The 20,381-nt window shown below is 62.9% G+C and carries 18 protein-coding genes and 2 tRNA genes; 11 read left to right on the top strand and 9 right to left on the bottom strand.

The window, feature by feature from the left end; all coding sequences use genetic code 11:
• Positions 1-118: 118 nt before the first annotated feature.
• Genes QCE79_RS10410 through QCE79_RS10400 form a run of 3 tightly spaced genes read left to right on the top strand, consistent with a single transcriptional unit; the run spans position 119 to position 2,843 of the window.
• On the top strand, positions 119-862 hold the full coding sequence (locus QCE79_RS10410) for a (Fe-S)-binding protein (RefSeq protein ID WP_309843961.1): 744 nt from the start codon (positions 119-121) through the stop codon (positions 860-862).
• A complete protein-coding gene (locus QCE79_RS10405) occupies positions 859-2,262 on the top strand; it encodes a lactate utilization protein B (protein WP_309843959.1) in 1,404 nt (467 codons plus the stop codon). Before QCE79_RS10410 ends, QCE79_RS10405 begins: the two co-directional genes overlap by 4 nt.
• Positions 2,259-2,843 carry an LUD domain-containing protein gene (locus QCE79_RS10400; RefSeq protein ID WP_244825844.1) on the top strand — a complete coding sequence of 195 codons (585 nt, stop codon included), beginning with the start codon at positions 2,259-2,261 and terminating at the stop codon, positions 2,841-2,843. Before QCE79_RS10405 ends, QCE79_RS10400 begins: the two co-directional genes overlap by 4 nt.
• Positions 2,844-2,922: 79 nt before the next feature.
• Here the strand turns inward: QCE79_RS10400 and QCE79_RS10395 are convergent.
• The 3 genes from QCE79_RS10395 to fdxA all read right to left on the bottom strand — a co-directional run bounded on the left by QCE79_RS10395 (position 2,923) and on the right by fdxA (position 3,641).
• Positions 2,923-2,998, bottom strand: a tRNA-Asn gene (locus QCE79_RS10395).
• 103 nt (positions 2,999-3,101) lie between these two features.
• Positions 3,102-3,177 (bottom strand) — tRNA-Asn (locus QCE79_RS10390).
• Positions 3,178-3,317: 140 nt separating this feature from the next.
• Entirely contained in the window at positions 3,318-3,641 is a 324-nt protein-coding gene (gene fdxA, locus QCE79_RS10385; protein ID WP_062633607.1) for a ferredoxin FdxA, read from the bottom strand.
• A 320-nt stretch (positions 3,642-3,961) separates the two neighbouring features.
• Between fdxA and pncB the strand changes: the two genes are divergently transcribed.
• From pncB to QCE79_RS10360, 5 genes are all read left to right on the top strand, one after another.
• Positions 3,962-5,155, top strand: a complete 1,194-nt coding sequence (gene pncB / locus QCE79_RS10380; protein ID WP_250509316.1) for a nicotinate phosphoribosyltransferase — start codon at positions 3,962-3,964, stop codon at positions 5,153-5,155.
• Positions 5,156-5,304: 149 nt separating this feature from the next.
• Positions 5,305-5,976, top strand: a complete 672-nt coding sequence (locus QCE79_RS10375) for a lactate utilization protein C (protein ID WP_309843957.1) — start codon at positions 5,305-5,307, stop codon at positions 5,974-5,976.
• Positions 5,977-6,005: 29 nt separating this feature from the next.
• On the top strand, positions 6,006-7,376 hold the full coding sequence (locus QCE79_RS10370; RefSeq protein WP_309845283.1) for a sodium:proton antiporter: 1,371 nt from the start codon (positions 6,006-6,008) through the stop codon (positions 7,374-7,376).
• A 10-nt stretch (positions 7,377-7,386) separates the two neighbouring features.
• Positions 7,387-8,367, top strand: a complete 981-nt coding sequence (locus QCE79_RS10365) for a D-glycerate dehydrogenase (protein ID WP_309843955.1) — start codon at positions 7,387-7,389, stop codon at positions 8,365-8,367.
• Entirely contained in the window at positions 8,364-9,821 is a 1,458-nt protein-coding gene (locus QCE79_RS10360; protein WP_309843953.1) for a DNA recombination protein RmuC, read from the top strand. Before QCE79_RS10365 ends, QCE79_RS10360 begins: the two co-directional genes overlap by 4 nt.
• A gap of 47 nt (positions 9,822-9,868) precedes the next feature.
• Here the strand turns inward: QCE79_RS10360 and QCE79_RS10355 are convergent, their stop codons facing one another.
• The 6 genes from QCE79_RS10355 to QCE79_RS10330 all read right to left on the bottom strand — a co-directional run bounded on the left by QCE79_RS10355 (position 9,869) and on the right by QCE79_RS10330 (position 17,397).
• Entirely contained in the window at positions 9,869-10,348 is a 480-nt protein-coding gene (locus tag QCE79_RS10355; protein ID WP_309843952.1) for a GNAT family N-acetyltransferase, read from the bottom strand.
• Positions 10,345-10,620, bottom strand: a complete 276-nt coding sequence (locus tag QCE79_RS10350) for a hypothetical protein (RefSeq protein ID WP_049655276.1) — start codon at positions 10,618-10,620, stop codon at positions 10,345-10,347. The genes QCE79_RS10355 and QCE79_RS10350 overlap by 4 nt, the downstream gene beginning before the upstream one ends.
• A gap of 64 nt (positions 10,621-10,684) precedes the next feature.
• Positions 10,685-11,989, bottom strand: a complete 1,305-nt coding sequence (glp, locus tag QCE79_RS10345; protein ID WP_309843950.1) for a gephyrin-like molybdotransferase Glp — start codon at positions 11,987-11,989, stop codon at positions 10,685-10,687.
• A gap of 76 nt (positions 11,990-12,065) precedes the next feature.
• Positions 12,066-12,620 (bottom strand): molybdenum cofactor guanylyltransferase MobA, encoded by a 555-nt coding sequence (mobA, locus tag QCE79_RS10340; RefSeq protein ID WP_309845281.1) that lies wholly within the window; start codon positions 12,618-12,620, stop codon positions 12,066-12,068.
• A gap of 62 nt (positions 12,621-12,682) precedes the next feature.
• The gene (moaA, locus tag QCE79_RS10335; protein WP_244825835.1) at positions 12,683-13,789 is read right to left on the bottom strand and encodes a GTP 3',8-cyclase MoaA; all 1,107 of its coding nucleotides are present in this window, start codon (positions 13,787-13,789) and stop codon (positions 12,683-12,685) included.
• Positions 13,790-13,992: 203 nt separating this feature from the next.
• On the bottom strand, positions 13,993-17,397 hold the full coding sequence (locus QCE79_RS10330) for an Rne/Rng family ribonuclease (RefSeq protein WP_309843946.1): 3,405 nt from the start codon (positions 17,395-17,397) through the stop codon (positions 13,993-13,995).
• A 904-nt stretch (positions 17,398-18,301) separates the two neighbouring features.
• Between QCE79_RS10330 and QCE79_RS10325 the strand changes: the two genes are divergently transcribed.
• The 3 genes from QCE79_RS10325 to QCE79_RS10315 are packed head-to-tail and all read left to right on the top strand — an operon-like array spanning position 18,302 to position 20,365.
• Positions 18,302-19,306, top strand: a complete 1,005-nt coding sequence (locus tag QCE79_RS10325) for an RluA family pseudouridine synthase (RefSeq protein ID WP_309845280.1) — start codon at positions 18,302-18,304, stop codon at positions 19,304-19,306.
• A 10-nt stretch (positions 19,307-19,316) separates the two neighbouring features.
• On the top strand, positions 19,317-19,976 hold the full coding sequence (locus tag QCE79_RS10320; RefSeq protein WP_250465272.1) for an HAD-IA family hydrolase: 660 nt from the start codon (positions 19,317-19,319) through the stop codon (positions 19,974-19,976).
• Complete coding sequence (locus QCE79_RS10315) at positions 19,973-20,365, top strand: Rieske 2Fe-2S domain-containing protein (protein ID WP_309843941.1); 393 nt, start codon at positions 19,973-19,975, stop codon at positions 20,363-20,365. Before QCE79_RS10320 ends, QCE79_RS10315 begins: the two co-directional genes overlap by 4 nt.
• The last annotated feature ends 16 nt before the right edge of the window (positions 20,366-20,381 follow it).

Here is a 20,381-nt window from a genome sequence, read left to right as displayed (position 1 = left end):
GTGGAGGTAAATCGGGACTTTCGGAGTTTGACACGAAAGGGCCATCTCTTTAAAGTCTTGGTCAGACCAAGCTTACCAAAATCCGGCCCCCAATCCTCAAGTCGCCGTTTCGGATCCCATGAAAGTCGCCCTGTTTGTGCCCTGTTTCATCGACGCCTTCTATCCGCAGATCGGCGTCGCCACGCTGGAACTGCTCGAACGCCTCGGACTCGATGTCGATTACCCGCAGGATCAAACCTGCTGCGGCCAGCCGATGGCCAATAGCGGCGCTCACAAGGAAGCCGCAGGCGCCGAGCGCGTGTTTACGCGCAACTTCGCGGATTACGACTACGTCGTCGGACCGTCGGCGAGTTGCGTGCATCACGTGCGCGAGCACTTCACGGCCATCGAACAAACGAGCGCGGTATCGAAGGTCAGAAAAAACACCTACGAGCTCGTCGAATTCCTGCACGACGTCTTGCAGGTGCGCGAGTTTCCGTGGGCCGAATTCCCGCATCGCGTCGGGCTGCACAACAGTTGCAGCGCGGTGCGGCACTTGCGCGAAACCTCGAATTCGGAAGTGGCGGCGGCGCCGTTTTCCAAGCCGCGCGCGCTGCTCGAAGGCGTGAAGGGCATCGAATTCGTCACGCCCGCGCGACCCGACGAATGCTGCGGCTTCGGCGGCACGTTCTCCGTGACCGAGGAAGCCGTGTCCGTGCGCATGGGTCAGGACAAAGTACGCGATCACGTCGGCGCGGGCGCGCAGTACATCGTGTCGGGCGACATGTCGTGTCTCATGCATCAGCAGGGATGCGCCGAGCGTCTCAAACTCGATGCGCGTTTCATCCATATCGCGCAGGTTCTCAACGGAGCGCGCGCATGAGCAAGACCTCGGGCAAGTCGGTGAGAATCGATCACGCGAAGGCGGCGGGCGCGTTTCTGCAGAAGCCGGATCACGTCGCGTTCCACGACAAGCGGCTGTGGGACTTGCGCAGCAAGCGCGACGCGCAGGCGCACGGTATTCCCGAATGGGAGGAGATGCGCAATCTCGCGTCGGGCATCAAGGAACATACGCTGTCCAATCTCTCCGAATACCTCGCGCAGTTCGCGGATCAGGCGGAGAAGAACGGCGTCGTGGTGCACTTCGCGGCCAACGCGGAAGAGCACAACGCGCTCGTCCACAAGCTGATGAGCGAACGCGGCATGACCACGCTCGTCAAGAGCAAATCCATGCTCACCGACGAATGCTACATGCGCGACTATCTCGAACCGCGTGGCATCACGGTGATGGAAACCGATCTTGGCGAACGCATTCAGCAGTTGGATCACCAGGACCCGAGCCATATGGTCGTGCCAGCCGTGCACAAGCTGCGCGCGGATGTGGCGGAGCTTTTTGGACGCACGATCGGCACCGATCCGGACAACAGCGACATCCACTATCTCGCCGAAAGCCAGCGCATGGACACGCGGCCGTACTTCGTGCGCGAGAAGACGGCCGGCATGACGGGCTGCAATTTCGCGGTGGCGGAAACGGGCACGGTCGTCGTCTGCACGAACGAAGGCAACGCGGATCTCTCGGCGAACGTGCCGCCGCTGCATATCGCGTCCATCGGCATCGAGAAGATCATTCCGCGTATTGCCGATCTCGGCGTGTTCGTGCGCATGCTTTCGCGCAGCGCGCTCGGCTCGCCGATCACGCAGTACACGTCGCACTTTCGCGCGCCTCGGCCGGGCACGGAGATGCATTACATCCTCGTCGATAACGGCCGTTCCGAACGCCTCGCGCTCGACGACTTCTGGTTCTCGCTCAAGTGCATTCGCTGCGGCGCGTGCATGAATACGTGTCCGGTGTATCGGCGAAGCGGCGGGCTATCGTACGGCGGCACGTATTCGGGGCCGATCGGCGCGATCATCAATCCGACGCACGATCTCAAGCGCTATAGCAGCCTGCCGTTTGCCTCGACGATGAACGGCAGTTGCACCAACGTCTGCCCGGTGAAGGTGAATATTCACGAACAGATCTACAAGTGGCGCGAGGTGATCGCCGAACGCCACGAAGTGCCGTTCGTGAAACAGGAAGTGTTGAAGATGGCGGGACGGCTGCTCGCGAGTCCGACGCTTTATCGCGCGACGGTGGCATCGCTTGGCGGCGCGCTCAAGCGGCTGCCGAACTTCGTGCTGTACAACCCGCTCAACATCTGGGGCCGGCAGCGTGACTTGCCCGAAGCGCCCGCCGAGACCTTCCACGAGTGGTACAAGAAAACCCGGAAGATCGCCAAATGACGACTCGCGAAGCTTTTCTGTCGAAGATCCGCGCGGCGCAGCCCGCTTCGCGTCCGCTTCCCGATGTGCCCGTCTTCGCGACGCCCGAGGGCGATCTGCGCACGCGCTTCGAAACCGCGCTTATCGCCATGGGTGGAACATGCGTGGAAGCGCAGAGCCTGGACGAAGTCGGCGCGATGATCGCGCAACGTTTCGGCGATGGCGCAGCGGTGGCGTCGGCGGTGGCGGGAATCGAAGGCACGCGGCCGATTACGGTCGATACCGTTCCGTCGTCGCTTCAGGATGTCGATGTGGGCGTCGTGAGAGGGCGCTTCGGCGTGGCGGAGACTGGCTCCGTGTGGTTCAGCGAAAAGGAGTACGTCGTCAATTCAATCGGCTATATCGTGCAGCATCTCGTTGTGCTGCTCGATCCTTCGCAGCTCGTCGAAGGCTTGCAGCAGGTTTATCGACGACCCGATTTTCAGTCGGCCCGTTATGCGGTGCTGGTAACGGGGCCTTCGGCCACGGCGGATATCGAAGGCGTGCTGATTCGCGGCGCACAGGGCGTGCGATCGCTGACGGTTGTCTGGCTTGCTGCTTAGATGCTTAGAAGAGCGCTACTGCTATTTGCGCAAACAAAAAAGCCCAGTCGAATGACTGGGCTTTTTGTATGAAACTGGGTGGCTCCCCGACCTGGGCTCGAACCAGGGACCTACGGATTAACAGTCCGGCGCTCTACCGACTGAGCTATCGGGGAACAGCTACTACGCTTGAAACGAGTCTCTGATGAGACAAAAAACCCAGCTCACAACTCGGCTGGGTTTTCCTTTGATTCTGTCTGGAACCTGCTCGATACTGAGTGGCTCCCCGACCTGGGCTCGAACCAGGGACCTACGGATTAACAGTCCGGCGCTCTACCAACTGAGCTATCGGGGAACATCTACTGCAGAGAAACGAAATTATAGGGAGCGCTTTCTGCGCTGTCAACGCTCAATCTTCATTCAATAACGGTTTTTTGCATCGAAATTGATTGATCCTGCGCGTCCGACAAATGACACGGCGGCAAATACAGCCGCTTAGCGCTCCAGCAGATCCAGCTTTTCCTTCACGTCCTTGAATTCGTCGGCTTCCGGCAGCGGCGCCTTGGTCTTCGTGATGCTCGGCCAGTTGCGCGCGAGTTCCGCGTTCAGTTCGGTGAAGTGCTGCTGGTCGCCGGGAACGTCTTCTTCGGCATAGATTGCATTCACCGGGCATTCAGCCACGCACACGGCGCAGTCGATGCATTCGTCCGGATCGATCGCGAGAAAGTTGGGACCTTCGCGGAAGCAATCCACCGGGCACACGTCCACACAATCGGTGTAGCGGCACTTGATGCAGCTTTCGGTCACAACGTGAGTCATTCAGGCTCCTGCATGCGCAATTCGGGGGAGGGCGGCGTTTTTAGATGACCATATGGGCAGCGGCACAGGCCGTGCGCGGCTCGCTCGCCAAAACGCATATTGTAGCGTAACGGTAAAAGGCGACGCGAGCGCCGCGCCATGCGCCTTATATCGATTCGTGATGAATGTATGCGGCTTTCCTAAAAGGGCCGGGGCGGCAGGATGCCGTGCACGCATTCGGGTAACATGAACGGACAGCGCGCGGCGCGTCTCGTCAATAGCGGTCGGTAGCGGCCTATACAGCGCGCGGGCATCCTTGCATCGATGTACAAGCCAGAACCATGATCATCAATTCGCTGCTCGATACCGATCTCTACAAATTCACCATGATGCAGGTGGTCCTGCATCATTTCCCGGCGGCGCACGTCGAGTATCGCTTTCGCTGCCGCACGCCGGAAGTGGATCTGGTGCCGTTCATCGACGAGATTCGGGACGAGGTGCGTCAACTCTGCAACCTGCGCTTCAAGGAAGAAGAGCTCGACTATCTGCGGCGAATGCGCTTCATTAAGAGCGACTTCATCGACTTTCTCGCGCTCTTTCATCTGAACGAGAAGTCCATTCGCATCGCGCCGTCGAAGAAGGGCAACGGCGAGATCGACATCGAAATAGAAGGGCCTTGGCTGCACACCATTCTCTTCGAGATTCCGGTGCTGGCCATTGTCAACGAAGTGTATTTCCGCAATACGCAGAAAAAGCCGGAATACGAAACCGGACGCGAACGTCTGCGCGACAAGATCAAACTGCTCGCCACACCGCCCGAATATTCGGACTGCAAGATTGCCGATTACGGCACGCGCCGCCGCTTTTCGGGCCAATGGCACGAGGAAGTCGTGCTAACGCTCAAGGAGCGGCTCGGCGAACAGTTCGCGGGCACGAGCAACGTGTTCTACGCGATGAAGCATGGTTTGCGTCCGCTCGGCACCATGGCGCATGAATACCTGCAAGCGTGTCAGGCACTCGGCCCGCGTCTGCGCGACTCGCAGATCTTCGGCTTCGAGATGTGGGCGAAGGAATATCGCGGCGACCTGGGTATCGCGCTGTCGGATGTCTACGGCATGAAGGCGTTCCTGCGCGACTTCGACATGTACTTCTGCAAGCTCTTCGACGGTGCGCGTCACGATTCCGGCGATCCCTTCGACTGGGGCGAACGCCTTATCCGGCATTACGAGGAAAACCGCTGTGATCCGCGCACCAAGGTGCTCGTGTTCTCGGACGCGCTGGATATTCCGAAGGTGCTGCAACTGTATGAGCGTTTCCGCGGGCGCTGTCAGCTCGCGTTCGGCGTCGGCACGAATCTCACGAATGACCTGGGCTATCAGCCATTGCAGATCGTCATCAAGATGGTTCGCTGCAATGGTCAGCCGGTGGCGAAACTCTCCGATTCCCCCGGCAAGAACATGTGCGACGACAAGGCCTATCTGGCTTATCTGAGGCAAGTGTTCGGCATCGAGAAGCAAGCGGGCGAGACCGACTGACGCTTGGTTCGTGCTTTGTTCCCGCGCGCGGCCTATGCCTTTCGGCCGAGGTTCGCGCGCTCAAGACCGCTCGATATAATTCCATAGTGCCGCCAGGACTCGTGGCGCGCACGCATCCGGAACACTCTCGCACTCGTAAGGACGGCACCATGGACACATCGGCGGCGCGCCGCAATATTCTCGCGCGCATATGCAGCGCGCAGGGCAGACGCGGTGAGCCGACCGAAGCCGAGCGTGTCACCGCGAACGACTATCTGACGCGCCATCCCGAAGGTCCGCGCCCGCCGTTGCCCGACACCCGCGACGCGCTCATCGCGCGGTTCCGGCTCGAAGCCGAACGGCTCTCGACCACCGTCGCCGAAGTCGCCGCGCTCGGCGATGCTCCCGCCGAAGCCGCGCGCTACCTCCGCTCGTTGAATCTTGCCACCGATGCCGTCGCATGGCCTGCGTTGGCTGAGTTGCCGTGGACCCAGGCGGGCATTCAAGCGTCGTTACGCAAGCCGGAAGACGCGGATCTCGTCGGCATCACGGGCTGCTTTTGCGCGACGGCGGAAACCGGGTCGCTCGTGTTGCTGTCCGGCCCGGATACGCCCGCGTCCGGCGCGCTCTTGCCGCAGACGCATATCGCGGTCGTGCCGGCTTCGCGCATCGTCGCGGCGCATGAAGACGCCTTCGCTCTGATTCGCGCCGAACGGGGCGAACTGCCGCGTGCGGTGAACTTCGTTTCCGGGCCGTCGCGCACCGGCGATATCGAGCAGACCATCGTGCTGGGCGCGCATGGGCCGTATCGCGTGCATGTAATCGTCGTGACCGAAGCGTGAGCGCAGTGCGCTCTCTTCTCCTCGGCTGCATGGCATTGCTCGGCGCGATGTCGAACGCGTCGGCGGCCACGGTCGATGGCGCGAGCTTGTCGGCGGCGTGGGGCGTTCCGTTCTTCGGCATGCTGCTTTCCATCGCGGTGTTTCCGCTCGTCGCGGCGAAGCTCTGGCATCACCACTTCGGCAAGATCGCGTTGCTCTGGGCGCTCGCGTTTCTCGTACCCTTCGCGGCTGCGTTCGGCGGCGGCACGGCGCTCGGCGTATTCGTCCACGCGATGCTCGAAGAGTACATACCGTTCATCGTTTTGCTGGCTTCCTTGTACACGGTCGCGGGCGGCATTTGCGTGCACGGCGATCTTCGCGGCTCGCCGCGTCTGAATGCCTCGTTGCTCGCGCTGGGAACCGTGCTGGCAAGCCTCATGGGCACGACCGGCGCGGCCATGCTGCTGATCCGCCCGCTCTTGCGCGCCAACGAAAACCGCAGGCATGTCGTGCATGTGGTCGTGTTCTTCATCTTTCTCGTGGCGAACGTGGGCGGCTCGTTGTCGCCGCTCGGCGATCCACCTTTGTTCCTCGGCTTTCTGAACGGCGTCGGGTTCTTCTGGACGACCACGCATCTCTTTCTGCCGATGCTCCTCGTCTCCATCGTTCTCCTCGCGCTCTTCTACGCGCTGGATACTTATTTCTGGCGCAAGGAAGAAAAAACGCAGCCCGGCTCGGTCGGGACGATTGCAGTTCGCATCGACGGCAGGATCAACTTTTTGCTGCTCGCGGCGGTCGTCGCATTGGTGCTGATGAGCGGCATCTGGAAGCCGGGCGTCGTGTTCGATGTGTACGGCACGCATCTGCATTTGCAGAACGTCGTGCGCGACGCGGCTTTGGTGATCGTGCTGCTCGCATCGCTCGTCCTCACGCCGAATAGCGCGCGCGAGGGCAACGCGTTCGGCTGGGCGCCTATCGAAGAAGTGGCGAAGCTTTTCGCGGCCATTTTCATCACCATCGCGCCGGTCATCACGATTCTGCGCGCGGGCGAGTCGGGCGCGTTCGCGGGCATCGTGCACGCGGTGTCCGACCAAGGCAAGCCGCACGATCTCGCCTATTTCTGGGCCACGGGCATCCTGTCTTCGTTCCTCGATAACGCGCCGACGTATCTCGTGTTCTTCAATCTCGCGGGCGGCGACGCTCCCACGCTCATGACCACGGGCGCGTCCACACTCGCGGCAATCTCGGCGGGCGCGGTCTTCATGGGCGCGAACACGTATATCGGCAATGCGCCGAATTTCATGGTGAAGGCAATCGCCGAATCGCGCGGCATTCGCATGCCGGGCTTCTTCGGTTATATGGGATGGTCTGGCATCGTCCTGTTGCCGTTATTCGCCGTCTTGGGCTGGCTATTTTTCTAGGAGCAATTCGATGAAGAAGGTGCTTGTTGCGCGTCCCACTTTTCCCGATGTGGTCGAACGTCTGAAACAGTATTTCGAAGTCGATCTGAATCCGGGCGACGTGCTTGGCCAGGAGGAGTTTCGCGCGCGTCTGGCCGACAAGGACGGCGCGTTCACTGCCGGCGAGATGGTCGGCGAAACGGAACTGGCGGGCTCGCCGAACCTGAAAGTCGTCGCGAACATGGCGGTCGGCTACAACAACTTCGACATGCACGCCTTCGACGCGCACAAGGTGCTCGGCACCAACACGCCCAACGTGCTGAACGAAACCACCGCCGACTTCGGCTGGGCGCTCATGATGGCTGCGGCCCGGCGCGTGACCGAATCCGAGCACTTTCTGCGCGCGGGCAAATGGCAGAAGTGGAGTTTCGATTCGTTCCTCGGCACCGACGTGTACGGCTCGACGCTCGGCGTGATCGGCATGGGCCGGATCGGGCAAGCGCTGGCGCGCCGAGCGCTGGGCTTCGACATGCGCGTGATCTATCACAACCGTTCGCGCGTCGCGCCGGAGATCGAGTCGCAACTCAACGCGGAGTACGCGTCGAAGGAAGACTTGTTGAAGCGCGCGGATCACGTCGTGCTCGTGCTGCCCTACACCAAGGAGAACCATCACACCATCGGCGCGCCCGAACTCGCGTTGATGAAGCCGACGGCCACGCTTACCAACATCGCGCGCGGCGGAATCGTCGACGATTCGGCGTTGATCGCCGCGCTGCGCGAGAAGCGTATCGCGGCGGCGGGGATCGACGTGTTCGAAGGCGAACCCGACTTCAATCCCGATTTCCTGTTGCTCGACAACGTCGCGTTGACGCCGCATATCGCGAGCGCCACCGAGTCGACGCGCCGCGCGATGGCGAATCTCGCCGCGGACAATCTCATCGCCGGTTTGGGTGAGGGACCGCGCGCCGGCAATCCGCCGAATCCGATCAACCCGGACGTGCTGAAAAAATGATCGAACTGTTGTACGGCGCGATCGCGCTCCTGGCGATTGCGCTTCTGATTGCGCTCGTCGTCCTGTTTGCGACGATGCGGCGCACGTCCCGTGTCGATATCCAAGAGGAATTCGTCGCGCTCACCGACCGCGTGAACGACATGGGCGAGGCGCAGGCGCGCGCGCAGGAGCGGCTCGAACGCGGCTTGCGTGGCGATATCGCGGAGAGCGCGCGCGTCTCGCGCATGGAATCGCAAAGCGGCTTCACACAGTTTCATCAGACGCTCGCGACGCAGTTGGCGAGCACGTCGAGCGTGCAGAACGCGCAGTTCGACGCGCTTGCGCAGCAACTCGCGCAGCAGAGTCAGCAGGCGCGCGACGATCAGGGCAACGCGCTCAAGCGCTTCGCCGACTCCATGACTTTGCATCTCGGCCAGCTATCGGAAGCGAACGAACGGCGGCTTGGCGAAGTGCGCGCGACGCTCGAAGCGCGCCTCAAGGACATCGAGGCGAACAACTCGGCGAAGCTCGATGAAATGCGCCGCACCGTCGATGAAAAGCTGCATTCCACGCTGGAGCAGCGGCTCGGCGAATCGTTCAAGCTGGTGTCGGACCGGCTCGAACAAGTGCATCGGGGCTTGGGTGAGATGCAGACGCTCGCGGCGGGCGTCGGCGATCTGAAGAAGGTGCTGACCAACGTCAAGACGCGCGGCATTTGGGGCGAAGTGCAGCTGGAGTCGTTGCTTGAACAGTTGCTCACGCCGGATCAATACGCGAAGAACGTCGCGACCGTGCCCAAGAGCAACGAACGCGTGGAGTTTGCAGTCAAGTTGCCGGGCCGTCACGACACGCCGGGCGCGCCGGGCGATGCCGCGACGCCGGTGTGGCTGCCTATCGACGCCAAGTTTCCGCGCGAGGACTACGAGCGTCTCGTCGATGCGCAAGATCGCGCAGATCCCGTCGGTGTGGAAGAGGCCGCGCGTGCGCTCGAAGGACGCTTGCGCGCGGAGGCGCGTTCCATCGCGCAGAAGTACGTGTCGCCGCCGCATACGACCGACTTCGCGTTGCTGTTTTTGCCGACCGAGGGTTTGTATGCCGAAGTGCTGCGGCGTCCGGGTCTGACCGACTATCTACAGCGCGAGCATCGCGTGAGCGTGGCCGGTCCGACTACACTCACGGCGCTGCTCAACAGTCTGCAAATGGGCTTCAGGACGCTCGCTATCGAAAAGCGGTCGAGCGAGGTGTGGCAGGTGCTCGGCGCGGTGAAAACCGAGTTCAACAAGTTCGGCGATGTACTCGCGAAAACGAAGTCGCAGCTCGAAACCGTCACGCGCTCGATCGAAGCGGCGCAGACGCGCACGCGTCAAATGGGCAAGCGCCTGCGCGACGTGGAAGCACTTCCGGGTGAGGAAGCGCGCGGTCTGCTCGGGGATGACGAGGCCGCGCTGCCGCGAGATGGGGACGACGAGCTTTGACGAGCTTCAGATGAAAAGCGGCCTGCGCGTCAGCGATGCAACCGCGTCTACGAAGCCAACCGCTCCAGCGACTCACCCGTGATACGCACGATGCGCCAGTCCGGCAATACGGTTGCGCCCATCTTTTCATAGAAGTCGATGGCGTTCTGATTCCAGTCCAGCACCGACCATTCGAAGCGGCCGCACTGACGCTCGACCGCGAGTGCCGCAAGCCGCTTGAGCATCTGCGTGCCGAGGCCGCTGCCGCGCAACGTCGGGCGTACGTAGAGATCTTCCAGATACAGCCCGCGCTTGCCGAGAAACGTGGAGAAGTTATAGAAGAAGAGCGCATAGCCGACCGCTTCGCCCGCCTGTTCGGCGACCAGCGCTTCGGCTGACGGACGCGCGCCGAAGAGCGCATCGCGCACGCCGTCTTCGGTCGCGATAAACAAATGCGTGAGCTTCTCGAATTCCGCGAGTTCGTACATCAGCGCGTAGATCGCACCGATATCGGCGGGCGTGGCGGGGCGAATCGACGCGCCGCTCACGCTTCCTCCGGTGCGTCGGACAACACGATTTCTATGCCGCCGAAACGCGACGCCACCCAGTTATAAGCATGGCACGCAATCCACAACAGCACGAAACCAAGGATTGCGTTGAGCAGCAGCGCGCTCGTGACCGTGCTCACTTCCACCGAGCCGTATCGCACGAACGCGACCACCACGCCGAGCAGCACGATCGGCACGCTGAAAGTCAGATACACGAGGATCAGGGCCTTGGCCGTCTGTCCGGGTGCAATGGATGAGATCTGCTTTTTCATGGACTAAAAACCCGTCTATCGATAAAAAATGGTGGTGATCGCGTCGCTGTACTTTTTGGCGTGCTCAAACGAGGCCGTCGAACGGCACGATATTTACGGAATCGCCCGTTTCGAGATTGCCGCGATCGTGTTCGAGCACGATGAAGCAATTGGCCCGGCTCATGGAACTCAGCACGCCTGAACCTTGCGGCCCGGTGGTCACGACGCTCCATTGACCGTCGGCGCGGCGGCTTGCAATGCCGCGCTGAAATTCCGTGCGGCCCGCGCGCTTTTTGATCGGCTCGGCGCAGGTCGCGCGAATCTCGATGAGCGGCTGGCGTGCGGCGCCCGACATGGCCAGCAAGGCTTCACGGACGATGAAGTAGAACGTGGCCATCACGGCAACGGGGTTCCCCGGCAAGCCGAAGAAGAGCGCCGATTCGCCCGTGCCCGCGCGCGGTCCCGACCACAAGCGGCCGAATGCGAGCGGGCGGCCGGGACGCATGGCGATCTTCCAGAACGCGACGTCGCCGAGCGAGTTCATCAGTTCGCGCGTGAAATCGGCGTCGCCAACGGAGACGCCTCCCGAGCTGATGACGACATCCGCTGCTTGCGCCGCTTCGCGCAACGCCTTCTCCAACGATGCCCGGTCGTCGCGCACGATGCCCAGATCGACCGTCTCGACGTCGAGGCGGCGCAGCATCGCGAAAAGGGTGTAGCGGTTGCTGTCGTAAAGGCTGCCGGGCGCAAGCGGTTCGCCGACGGAGCGCAATTCGTCGCCCGTGGAAAAGAACGCGACGACGAGACGCTTCCGCACCGCGACTTCGGCGATTCCGAGCGACGCGAGCAAACCGAGGTCGGACGCACGCACGATACGGCCTGCTTGCAAAGCGGCCTTTCCGCGAGCCAAGTCTTCGCCAGCGAGCCGCCGGTTCTGGCCTTCGCTTACGACGGTTGATGGGAAGCGAATGACGTCATCAGCGCGCGTGACGAGTTCTTGCGGCACGACGGTGTCGCAGCCCGGCGGAATCAGCGCACCCGTCATGATGCGCACGCATTGAGCCGCGTTGGGTTCGGCGCTGAAGGGACGTCCGGCGAGCGCGATACCCGCGACGTTCAGTTCGACGGCATCGCGCGCGGCATTGAGCGCGGCGCTTTTGAACGCGTAGCCGTCCATTGCGGAGTTGTCGAATGCCGGAACATCGATGGGCGAGATCACGTCTTCGGCGAGCACGCGGCCGAGCGCTTCATAAAGATTTACGCGTTCGACACGCCCGGCATTTCCACGCGGCATGGCCCACTGACGAACGATTTCCTGCGCGGCCGCAACCGGCAGCGCATTCGGATCGTAGTAAGTGACGCAAGCGGAGAAGGGCCTGGACGTGGTCATGAATCGGAATGGTCGCGACCGAAGTCGGGAAGGACAGCGATGCTGGAACCGGCTGAACCTGAACGAATGCGCGTGGCTAACGACGCGCCAGTTCAGCTAGCTGATGCAAATCATTGATATTGTAAAACGCGCGATCATCGTGAAATGGCACTTGCACCGCCTTGTGGCGCGCGTACCACGCACGGACCTTGCGTTCGCCGGCGGCAAGCCAGGCGTCGAGATCGTCGGCGAGCGAGGTTCGAATCAGCGCGAAAACCGGATGCGCGATGCGCGTTTCGTCCGTATCGACGGTCGCCGCATAAGCGATGTCCGCGCCATGTTCGTCGAGCGCGCGTCGCAACGTGGTGCCGAGTTGCGGATCGACGAAAGGCGCGTCGCAAGGCGCGGTCAGCACGAACTCGGTGTGCGCCGCGCGCAATGCAGTGGCGATGCCGGCAAGCGGGCCGGGATAATCGGCGAGCGAATCGGCGATGACGCGTGCATCGAAACGCGTAGCGAGCCGAGCGTAGTCGTCGCCCGAACGATTCGCGCTGATGAGCATGGCGTCCGTCTGCGGCGCGAGGCGGCGCAGCACATGCAACGCGAGCGGTTCGTCGCGCAGGAGCTGTAGTCCCTTGTCGACGCCGCCCATGCGCGAGCCGCGTCCGCCCGCGAGCACGAGTCCGGTAGTCTGATTTTCCGGAGCCACGGGCATCAACCGCCGATGTACGACATCTCGACGCGCGGCGCTTCACGGCGCGCGTTTCCCGCCGCGCTGCCGCGCAATTGCGAGTAGCGATCGCCGCGCGCGTGCCAGATGTGCGCAACGGCGTTGGCGACGTCGGCATCGCTCGCGCCGCCGCGAATGAGCGCGCGCAGATCGTGGCCGGACGTGGCGAAAAGGCAGAGGTACAGCTTGCCTTCGGTCGAGAGCCGCGCGCGCGTGCAAGTGCCGCAGAACGCGCGCGTGACGCTCGAAATCACGCCGATCTCTCCGCTTCCGTCGAGATAGCCCCAGCGTTGCGCGGTTTCGGCGGCCGTATGCGCTTCGAGCGGCGCGAGCGCGAAGTGTTCGGCGATCCGCTCGACGACTTGCGCGGACGGCAACACCTCGCTCATGTTCCAGCCGTTCGACGCACCGACATCCATGTATTCGATGAAGCGCAACACCACGCCGCTGCCCTTGAAGTGACGCGCCATCGGCACGACTTCCTGATCGTTCGTGCCACGCTTGACGACCATGTTGACCTTGATCGGCAAAAGGCCCGCCGACTGCGCGGCTTCGATGCCGTCGAGCACGTCGGCCACGGCGAAATCGGCGTCGTTCATGCGGCGAAAGAGCGTGTCGTCGAGCGCATCCAGACTGACCGTGACGCGCGACAGCCCCGCTTCCTTGAGCGAACGTGCCTTGCGCGCGAGCAGCGATCCGTTGGTGGTCAGCGTGAGATCGAGCGGACGGCCTTCGGGCGTGCGCAGAAGCGCGAGTCGTTCGATCAGAAATTCGATGTTCTTGCGCAGTAGCGGCTCACCGCCCGTCAAACGGATTTTTTCGACGCCGTGGGCCACGAAGACGCGCGCCAGCCGCTCGATTTCCTCGAACGAGAGCAGGGCGGAATGCGGCAGAAACGGGTAGTCCTTGTCGAACACGTCGCGCGGCATGCAGTAGACGCAGCGGAAGTTGCAGCGATCCGTGACCGAAATGCGCAGATCGCGCAGCGGACGCGCGAGCGTGTCCGTCAGCAACCCGGATGGCAATGCCACCGCGCCGGAAAAATCCGGAATGGCGCTGACATCGGCTAAGGGGATGATGCGTCGGGACATGGCGGCGGTCTTGCTCGGCTCGGAGGCTTGTTCGAATAGTAAAAGCACGCAGCCATTTTAGCGGAACGCGGCGAACCAGTCGTCTTACCCTTTGGTACAGGCTTTCCATACCTAGGCGTAAAAAAAAACGCCATCGACGTTAGCCGATGGCGTTTTTCCTGCGCAACGGGCGTCCCGTGGAACGCCCGGCGGCGGCACTACGCTTACTGCGCGTCTTTGCCGGTTTCCACTTGCTGCATCGGCGCGGCGCTCACAGGCGGCAGCGGCTTGCGCTCGCGCGGCACGCGTGCCGGCGCGGCTTCGCGCTCGGCTGCGGCGTTGGCGTCGCGCAGCTTGCCGGCGTCCGTGTTGACCCAGACGAGGCCGGCGGATTCGAGCATCGGCTGCAACGCTTCCGTCGATACCGGCGTCGCGGCCGGTGCAGCCGCGGGCGCGGCGGCTTTCACCGGCTCTGCTTCCACTGCGACGGGCTGCGAAGCCACTGCCGTTTCGATCACGCTTTCAGTCGTCACCGTTTCCACGGCCTGGACCTGCACGGGCGGAACCGAAGTCGCCTCAGGCGTCGCTGCAACCGCGGCGACCTTGACGGGTTCGGCGGGTTCGGCCCGTACCGGCGCGGCTTCGGCGGACGGCGTTTCCGCGATTGCCTCAGCCGGAGCTTCGGCCGGCTTGGCCGTTTCGACTGGCTTCGCGGTTTCGACAGGCGCGGCCACTTCGACAGGCTTCGCTTCTTCCACGGCTGCGGGAGCAGCAGACGTGGCAGGCGCGAAAGGATCGGCGGGCTTCGTTTCCGCGAGTTTCGGCGTCGGGCCGAACGGGTTATCGACCGCGAGCGACGCATCCGGCTTCGCGAAAAACTCCGGCGCCGGTTCGGGCGTCGTCGCCTTCAACTGCGCGTTCGCTTCGATAGCCTCGGTCTGCGACGGCTGCTCGACGCGCACAGGCGCTTGCACCGGTGCAGCGACGGCTTGCTCGGGCGCCTTCTCCACGCTGCGTTCGGCGACAGGCTGCGGCGCGGCAACGGCCGGACGCGGTTCGCGACGCGCGGCGGCTTCTTGCGCGGCTTCGGCATCGAATACGCCAGCTTGCGCCGACATGCTTTCGGCTGCGCCTTCCGCTTCGGCGACATCGGCGGCGTGATTCACCGTCGTGCCGTCATCTTCACGTTCGCGACGACCGCCACGACGACCGCGACGGCGGCGACGACGCTCTTCGCCATCACGCGCGGCTTGTTCCGCCGACACCGCGTCGAGACCGTTTTGCTGCGCGAAGTCGTCGTCGGTTTGCGCCGTTTCGACGATCTCCGACGGCACCGCTTCGCTTGGCGTCAGTGCTTCGACGGCGGTTTCGGCCTGCGGCTTGCGACGCTCGCCACGTTCCGGACGCTCGGTGCGTTCCGCACGATCGCCACGTTCACCACGCTCGCCGCGATCCGCACGCTCGCGTCGTTCCGGACGCTCCGCAGCCTCGGCGCGCGGTGCGCGTTCGGCGTTTCGGTCCTGATTGCGTTCGCGCGGCTCACGTGCCTCACGCGGCTCGCGCGCCTCGCGGGGTTCGCGTCCTTCACGTCCTTCGCGTGCTTCACGCGGCTCACGAACTTCGCGCAATTCACGGCCTTCGCGACCCGGACGCGCCTCGCGGTCTTCACGGCGTGCGCCTTGACGGCCCGTGCCATTGCCGCCGCCAACCGCGCCATTCACGCCGTTTGCGCCGGCAGCGGCGCCCACGGCCGCGCCATCGCGATTCGCACCGCCACGGCGATTACGGTTGCGATCGCCGCCGCCCGTGCGTTCGCCGCGCTCCGGGCGCTCGCGTGGCGCGCGCGTGGCGGGTTGCGCTTCGACCGGCGCGGGCGCCGGTTTGACTTCAGGCTGAATGCCGAACAGGTTCTTGATCCACGCGATGAACCCGCCGCTCGCCGGCTCCCGCGTCGCTGCAACGGGCGCGGCCTCGACCGGCGCCGGTTTGACCGGCGCGCTCGGCGCGGGCTTCTCGGGCGTGATGCCCTTGACCGCCGCTTCCTGCTTCGGCTTTACTTCCTCGGTGCGTTTGCTGTAGCCGGTTTCCGATTCCATCTCGGTTGCCGCTTCCACTGCCATCTTCCACGAGGCGCGCGGTTCGTCGAGACGGGCATCGTCGTGACGCAGACGCTCCAGCTTGTAATGCGGCGTCTCCAGATGCTTGTTCGGGATCAGAACGACGTTGACCTTGAAGCGCGACTCGATCTTGTTGATTTCCGAGCGCTTTTCGTTCAACAGGAAGGCGGTCACTTCGACCGGCACCTGGCAATGAATCGCCGCGGTGTTTTCCTTCATCGCTTCTTCCTGAATGATCCGCAGCACTTGCAGCGCGGACGACTCGGTATCGCGGATATGGCCCGTGCCGTTACAACGCGGGCAGGTGACGTGGCTGCCTTCGGAGAGTGCCGGACGCAGCCGCTGACGCGACAGTTCCATCAACCCGAAGCGAGAAATCTTGCCCATTTGTACGCGCGCACGGTCGTGCTTGAGCGCGTCTTTCAGGCGCTGTTCGACCTCGCGCTGGCTCTTTGCCGACTCCATGTCGATGAAGTCGATCACGATCAGCCCGCCCAGATCGCGCAGACGCAACTGGCGCGCGACTTCGTCGGCGGCTTCCAGATTGGTGCGCGTGGCGGTTTCCTCGATGTCGGCGCCCTTGGTCGCGCGCGCCGAGTTCACGTCGATGGCGACGAGCGCCTCGGTGTGATCGATCACGATCGCGCCGCCCGAAGGCAGCGGCACCGTGCGCGAGTACGCGGTTTCAATCTGATGCTCGATCTGGAAACGCGAGAACAGCGGCACGTCGTCGTGATAGCGCTTCACCTTTTGCAGGTTGTCGGGCATCACGATGTCCATGAAGGCGCGCGCCTGATCATGGATTTCGGTCGTGTCGATGAGAATTTCGCCGATATCCGGCTGGAAATAGTCGCGAATCGCGCGAATGACGAGGCTCGATTCGAGATAAATCAGCATGGGCTGGCCGGCGACGCCGCTCTGCGACGCGGCTTCGATCGCGCGCCACAGTTGCATCAGGTAATTCAGGTCCCACTGGAGTTCTTCGGCCGAGCGTCCGATTCCCGCCGTGCGCGCGATGATGCTCATGCCTTCCGGCAGTTCGAGCTGCGCCATGGTTTCGCGCAGTTCCTGCCGCTCGTCGCCTTCGATCCGGCGCGACACGCCGCCGCCGCGCGGGTTGTTCGGCATCAGGACGAGATAGCGTCCGGCGAGCGAAATGAACGTGGTCAGCGCCGCGCCCTTGTTGCCGCGCTCTTCCTTTTCGACCTGAACGATCAGCTCCTGGCCTTCGCGCAGCGCGTCCTGAATGCGCGCGGAGCGCATCTCGATGCCGTCGCGAAAATATTGGCGGGCGACTTCCTTGAACGGCAGAAAACCGTGGCGGTCCTCGCCGTAGTTGACGAAACAGGCTTCGAGCGACGGCTCGATGCGGGTGACGACTCCCTTGTAGATGTTGCCTTTGCGCTGTTCGCGCCCGGCGGTTTCGATGTCGATATCGATGAGCTTCTGCCCATCGACGATGGCGACGCGGAGTTCTTCCTGCTGCGTCGCATTAAACAGCATGCGTTTCATTGAACGGCTCCAGAGCGGCTCTGCCGTCCCTCATCTTGCGAATCGGCGCGGAGTTCGAACCCGTGGTCGAACATCGGCGGGCGAAGCGGGAGGGCGAGCGTGCCGCGCTTTTTGTGTGTTGTCACAAAGCACGCTGGAGCGGGACTTCTGGCGGGAGAATTGCCGAAAGCGGGCACGGGCGCATGAGCGGGCCGGGCCGTGGGGCACCTTGCGACAACTGGGAGGCGCGCCGATACGGTGCGCTGCGCGGTAAAACGCGTCGAGGAAAAACGGCGGCGCCGGGGGTTTCGCGTCTCAAATTAGACGCGCCAAACCCGCTGCGCTCTTCGAACAGAGCCTTCTCCTCCGACGGCGGCAATGCAGGAGGGCGGCCTCGCGTAATTTCGCGCGATGCTTCTTCGCCGACCTCGACCCTTGCCTGACCGCGCTGGCACGGCCGCAGACCCGAAAGCTCCGCTGGCGTGCCGCATGTCTCGCCTCACTGCGACGTTTTTTAACTGCTATCGCGCTTCGCCGGAATCAGCGCAGCCGCGATGTCGTCGCGAGTTGTTCGCAATCGGCGAGCTTCGATTTGCCGTTCGTCCCGTTGCTCGATGGCAGGGGAAAATCTGGGCGGGCGACCGACTTCAACGACCGGGCGCCATCGCTTCTCGCCGATAAAAATTCTTTTTGACCAAAAATCCGTTACCGATCGACGATCACTCGACCGAACGCGCCTGTGGGCCCCGTCCCTGCCGGTGATATCGCCGTGCGTGCAACTTGTTGCTCGATTTTCCGGGCGAGCAACCGGCCCTGGGCGCAAGTAAAATGATGGTTTATTGCTTGCACCTGTACAGTCTGATAGTTCGCAGCCACGGTTTTCGTGTCACGCTGTTTTTCAGACTGCTCGCAAATTATATTCAGAATGAATGAGTTAGGCAAAACATCCCATAAACAGGTCGCAAGCGAGCAGGTGTCGATGATCGAAATCGACGAAACCGCTGCCGGTCAGCGCATCGACAATTTTCTATTGCGCGTCTGCAAGGGCGTGCCCAAAAGCCATATTTACCGAATTCTGCGCAGTGGCGAAGTGCGCGTGAACAAAGGCCGAATCGATTCCGCGTACCGGCTCGAAATCGGCGATCTCGTGCGCGTGCCGCCCATTCGTGTCGCGCAGCCGGATGAAAAACCGCTGTCGTCGAACGCGCCGGCCGCTGAATTCCCCATCATTTTCGAGGACGACCATTTGATCGTCATCGACAAACCGTCGGGCGTCGCGGTACACGGCGGAAGCGGCGTGGCGTTCGGCGTCATCGAACAATTGCGCAACGCGCGCCCGCACGCGAAATTTCTCGAACTCGTGCATCGGCTGGATCGCGAGACGTCCGGCGTGCTCATGCTTGCCAAAAAGCGTGCGGCGCTCGTCAATCTGCACGAGCAGATTCGTGAGAATCGCGTCGACAAACGTTACTACGCGCTCGGACATGGCGACTGGCCAAGCGACTGGGGACGGCGGCGTATCGTCAAGGAGCCGCTGCACAAGTACGTGGCGGCGGACGGCGAGCGGCGCGTGCGGATTCAGGAGAACGGTCTGCCATCACATACGGTTTTCAATCTGATCGAGCGCTGGGACGACTACGCCTGGGTCGAGGCCGAACTTAAAACCGGCCGCACGCACCAGATTCGCGTACATATGGCGAGTCTCGGCCTGCCTATTGCGGGCGATGCCAAATACGGCGATTTCGCGCTGAACAAGGAGCTCGCGCGTCCGAACGCGAAACCGTCGCTCAAACGCATGTTTTTGCACGCTTATCGACTGAAAATCACGCATCCGGCGACCGGCGAGCCGCTGCAGCTCGAAGCGCCGCTGCCGGCGGAATGCCGGCGCTGCATCGACCAGCTCAAGCTCTTAAACCAAGATCAACAGTGAGACACGTTACATGGCGCGGCAGCAATTCGATTTGATCGTCTTCGACTGGGACGGCACCTTGATGGATTCGACCGCGCACATCACGCGCAGCATTCAGGCGGCATGCCGCGATCTGGGGCTGCCAGTTCCGGCCGATGAATCCGCGAGCTACGTGATCGGCCTCGGCCTCAGGGACGCGCTGCAGATTTGCGCGCCCACGCTCGATCCTTCCGACTATCCGCGTCTGGCCGAGCGTTATCGCTATCACTTTTTGACGACCGGCCAGACGACCGAACTTTTCACTGGCGTGCGCGAGTTACTTCGGGAACTGCGCGAAGAGGGCTATTTTCTCGCAGTGGCGACGGGCAAGAGCCGTGTCGGACTGAACCGCGCGCTCGACGAGTCGCGCCTCACGAGCCATTTCGACGCCACGCGCTGCGCCGACGAAACCTTCTCGAAGCCGCATCCGGCCATGCTCCACGAACTCACGCGCGAACTCGGCCAGGATTTGTCGCGCACGGTGATGATCGGCGACACCACGCACGACCTGCAGATGGCGATCAACGCGGGCGCGGCGGGCATCGGCGTGGGCTACGGCGCGCATCCGGCAGATTCGCTGACGAAGCTGGAACCGAAGTTCTGCGCGGATAGCATCGCGTCTCTGGCGGGCTGGCTGCGGGAGCACGCATGAGCGAGCCGACGCAAGCCGCGAACGCCGTGCGCGTGTGCGCCGCCGATGAACTCGTCGACGGCGGCGCGGGCCGGCGCCTGAACGCGGCGGACGCGAGCGGCGAAGCGGTGGTGTTCTTCGTGCGCTACGACGGCAAACCTTTCGGCTACCTCAACCGCTGCGCGCATGTCCCGATGGAACTGGACTGGGTCGAAGGCCAGTTCTTCGAAAGCTCGGGCCTATACTTGATGTGCGCAACGCACGGCGCGATCTACGAGCCCGACACGGGCAAGTGCGTCGGCGGTCCGTGCCGCGGCGTGCGTCTGCGCGCACTCGCCGTCGAGGAACGCGACACGCCCGAAGGCCGCGCGGTCTTCTGGCTGCCCGACGACACGCTGCGCCCGGCCTGAATCCCCATTTTTCCTT

This window comes from Caballeronia sp. LZ003, from assembly GCF_031451465.1.
Classification (GTDB): Bacteria; Pseudomonadota; Gammaproteobacteria; order Burkholderiales; family Burkholderiaceae; genus Caballeronia.
The sequence above is the reverse complement of the archived record's forward strand: the minus strand, read 5'-3'. Positions and strand labels throughout refer to the sequence as shown.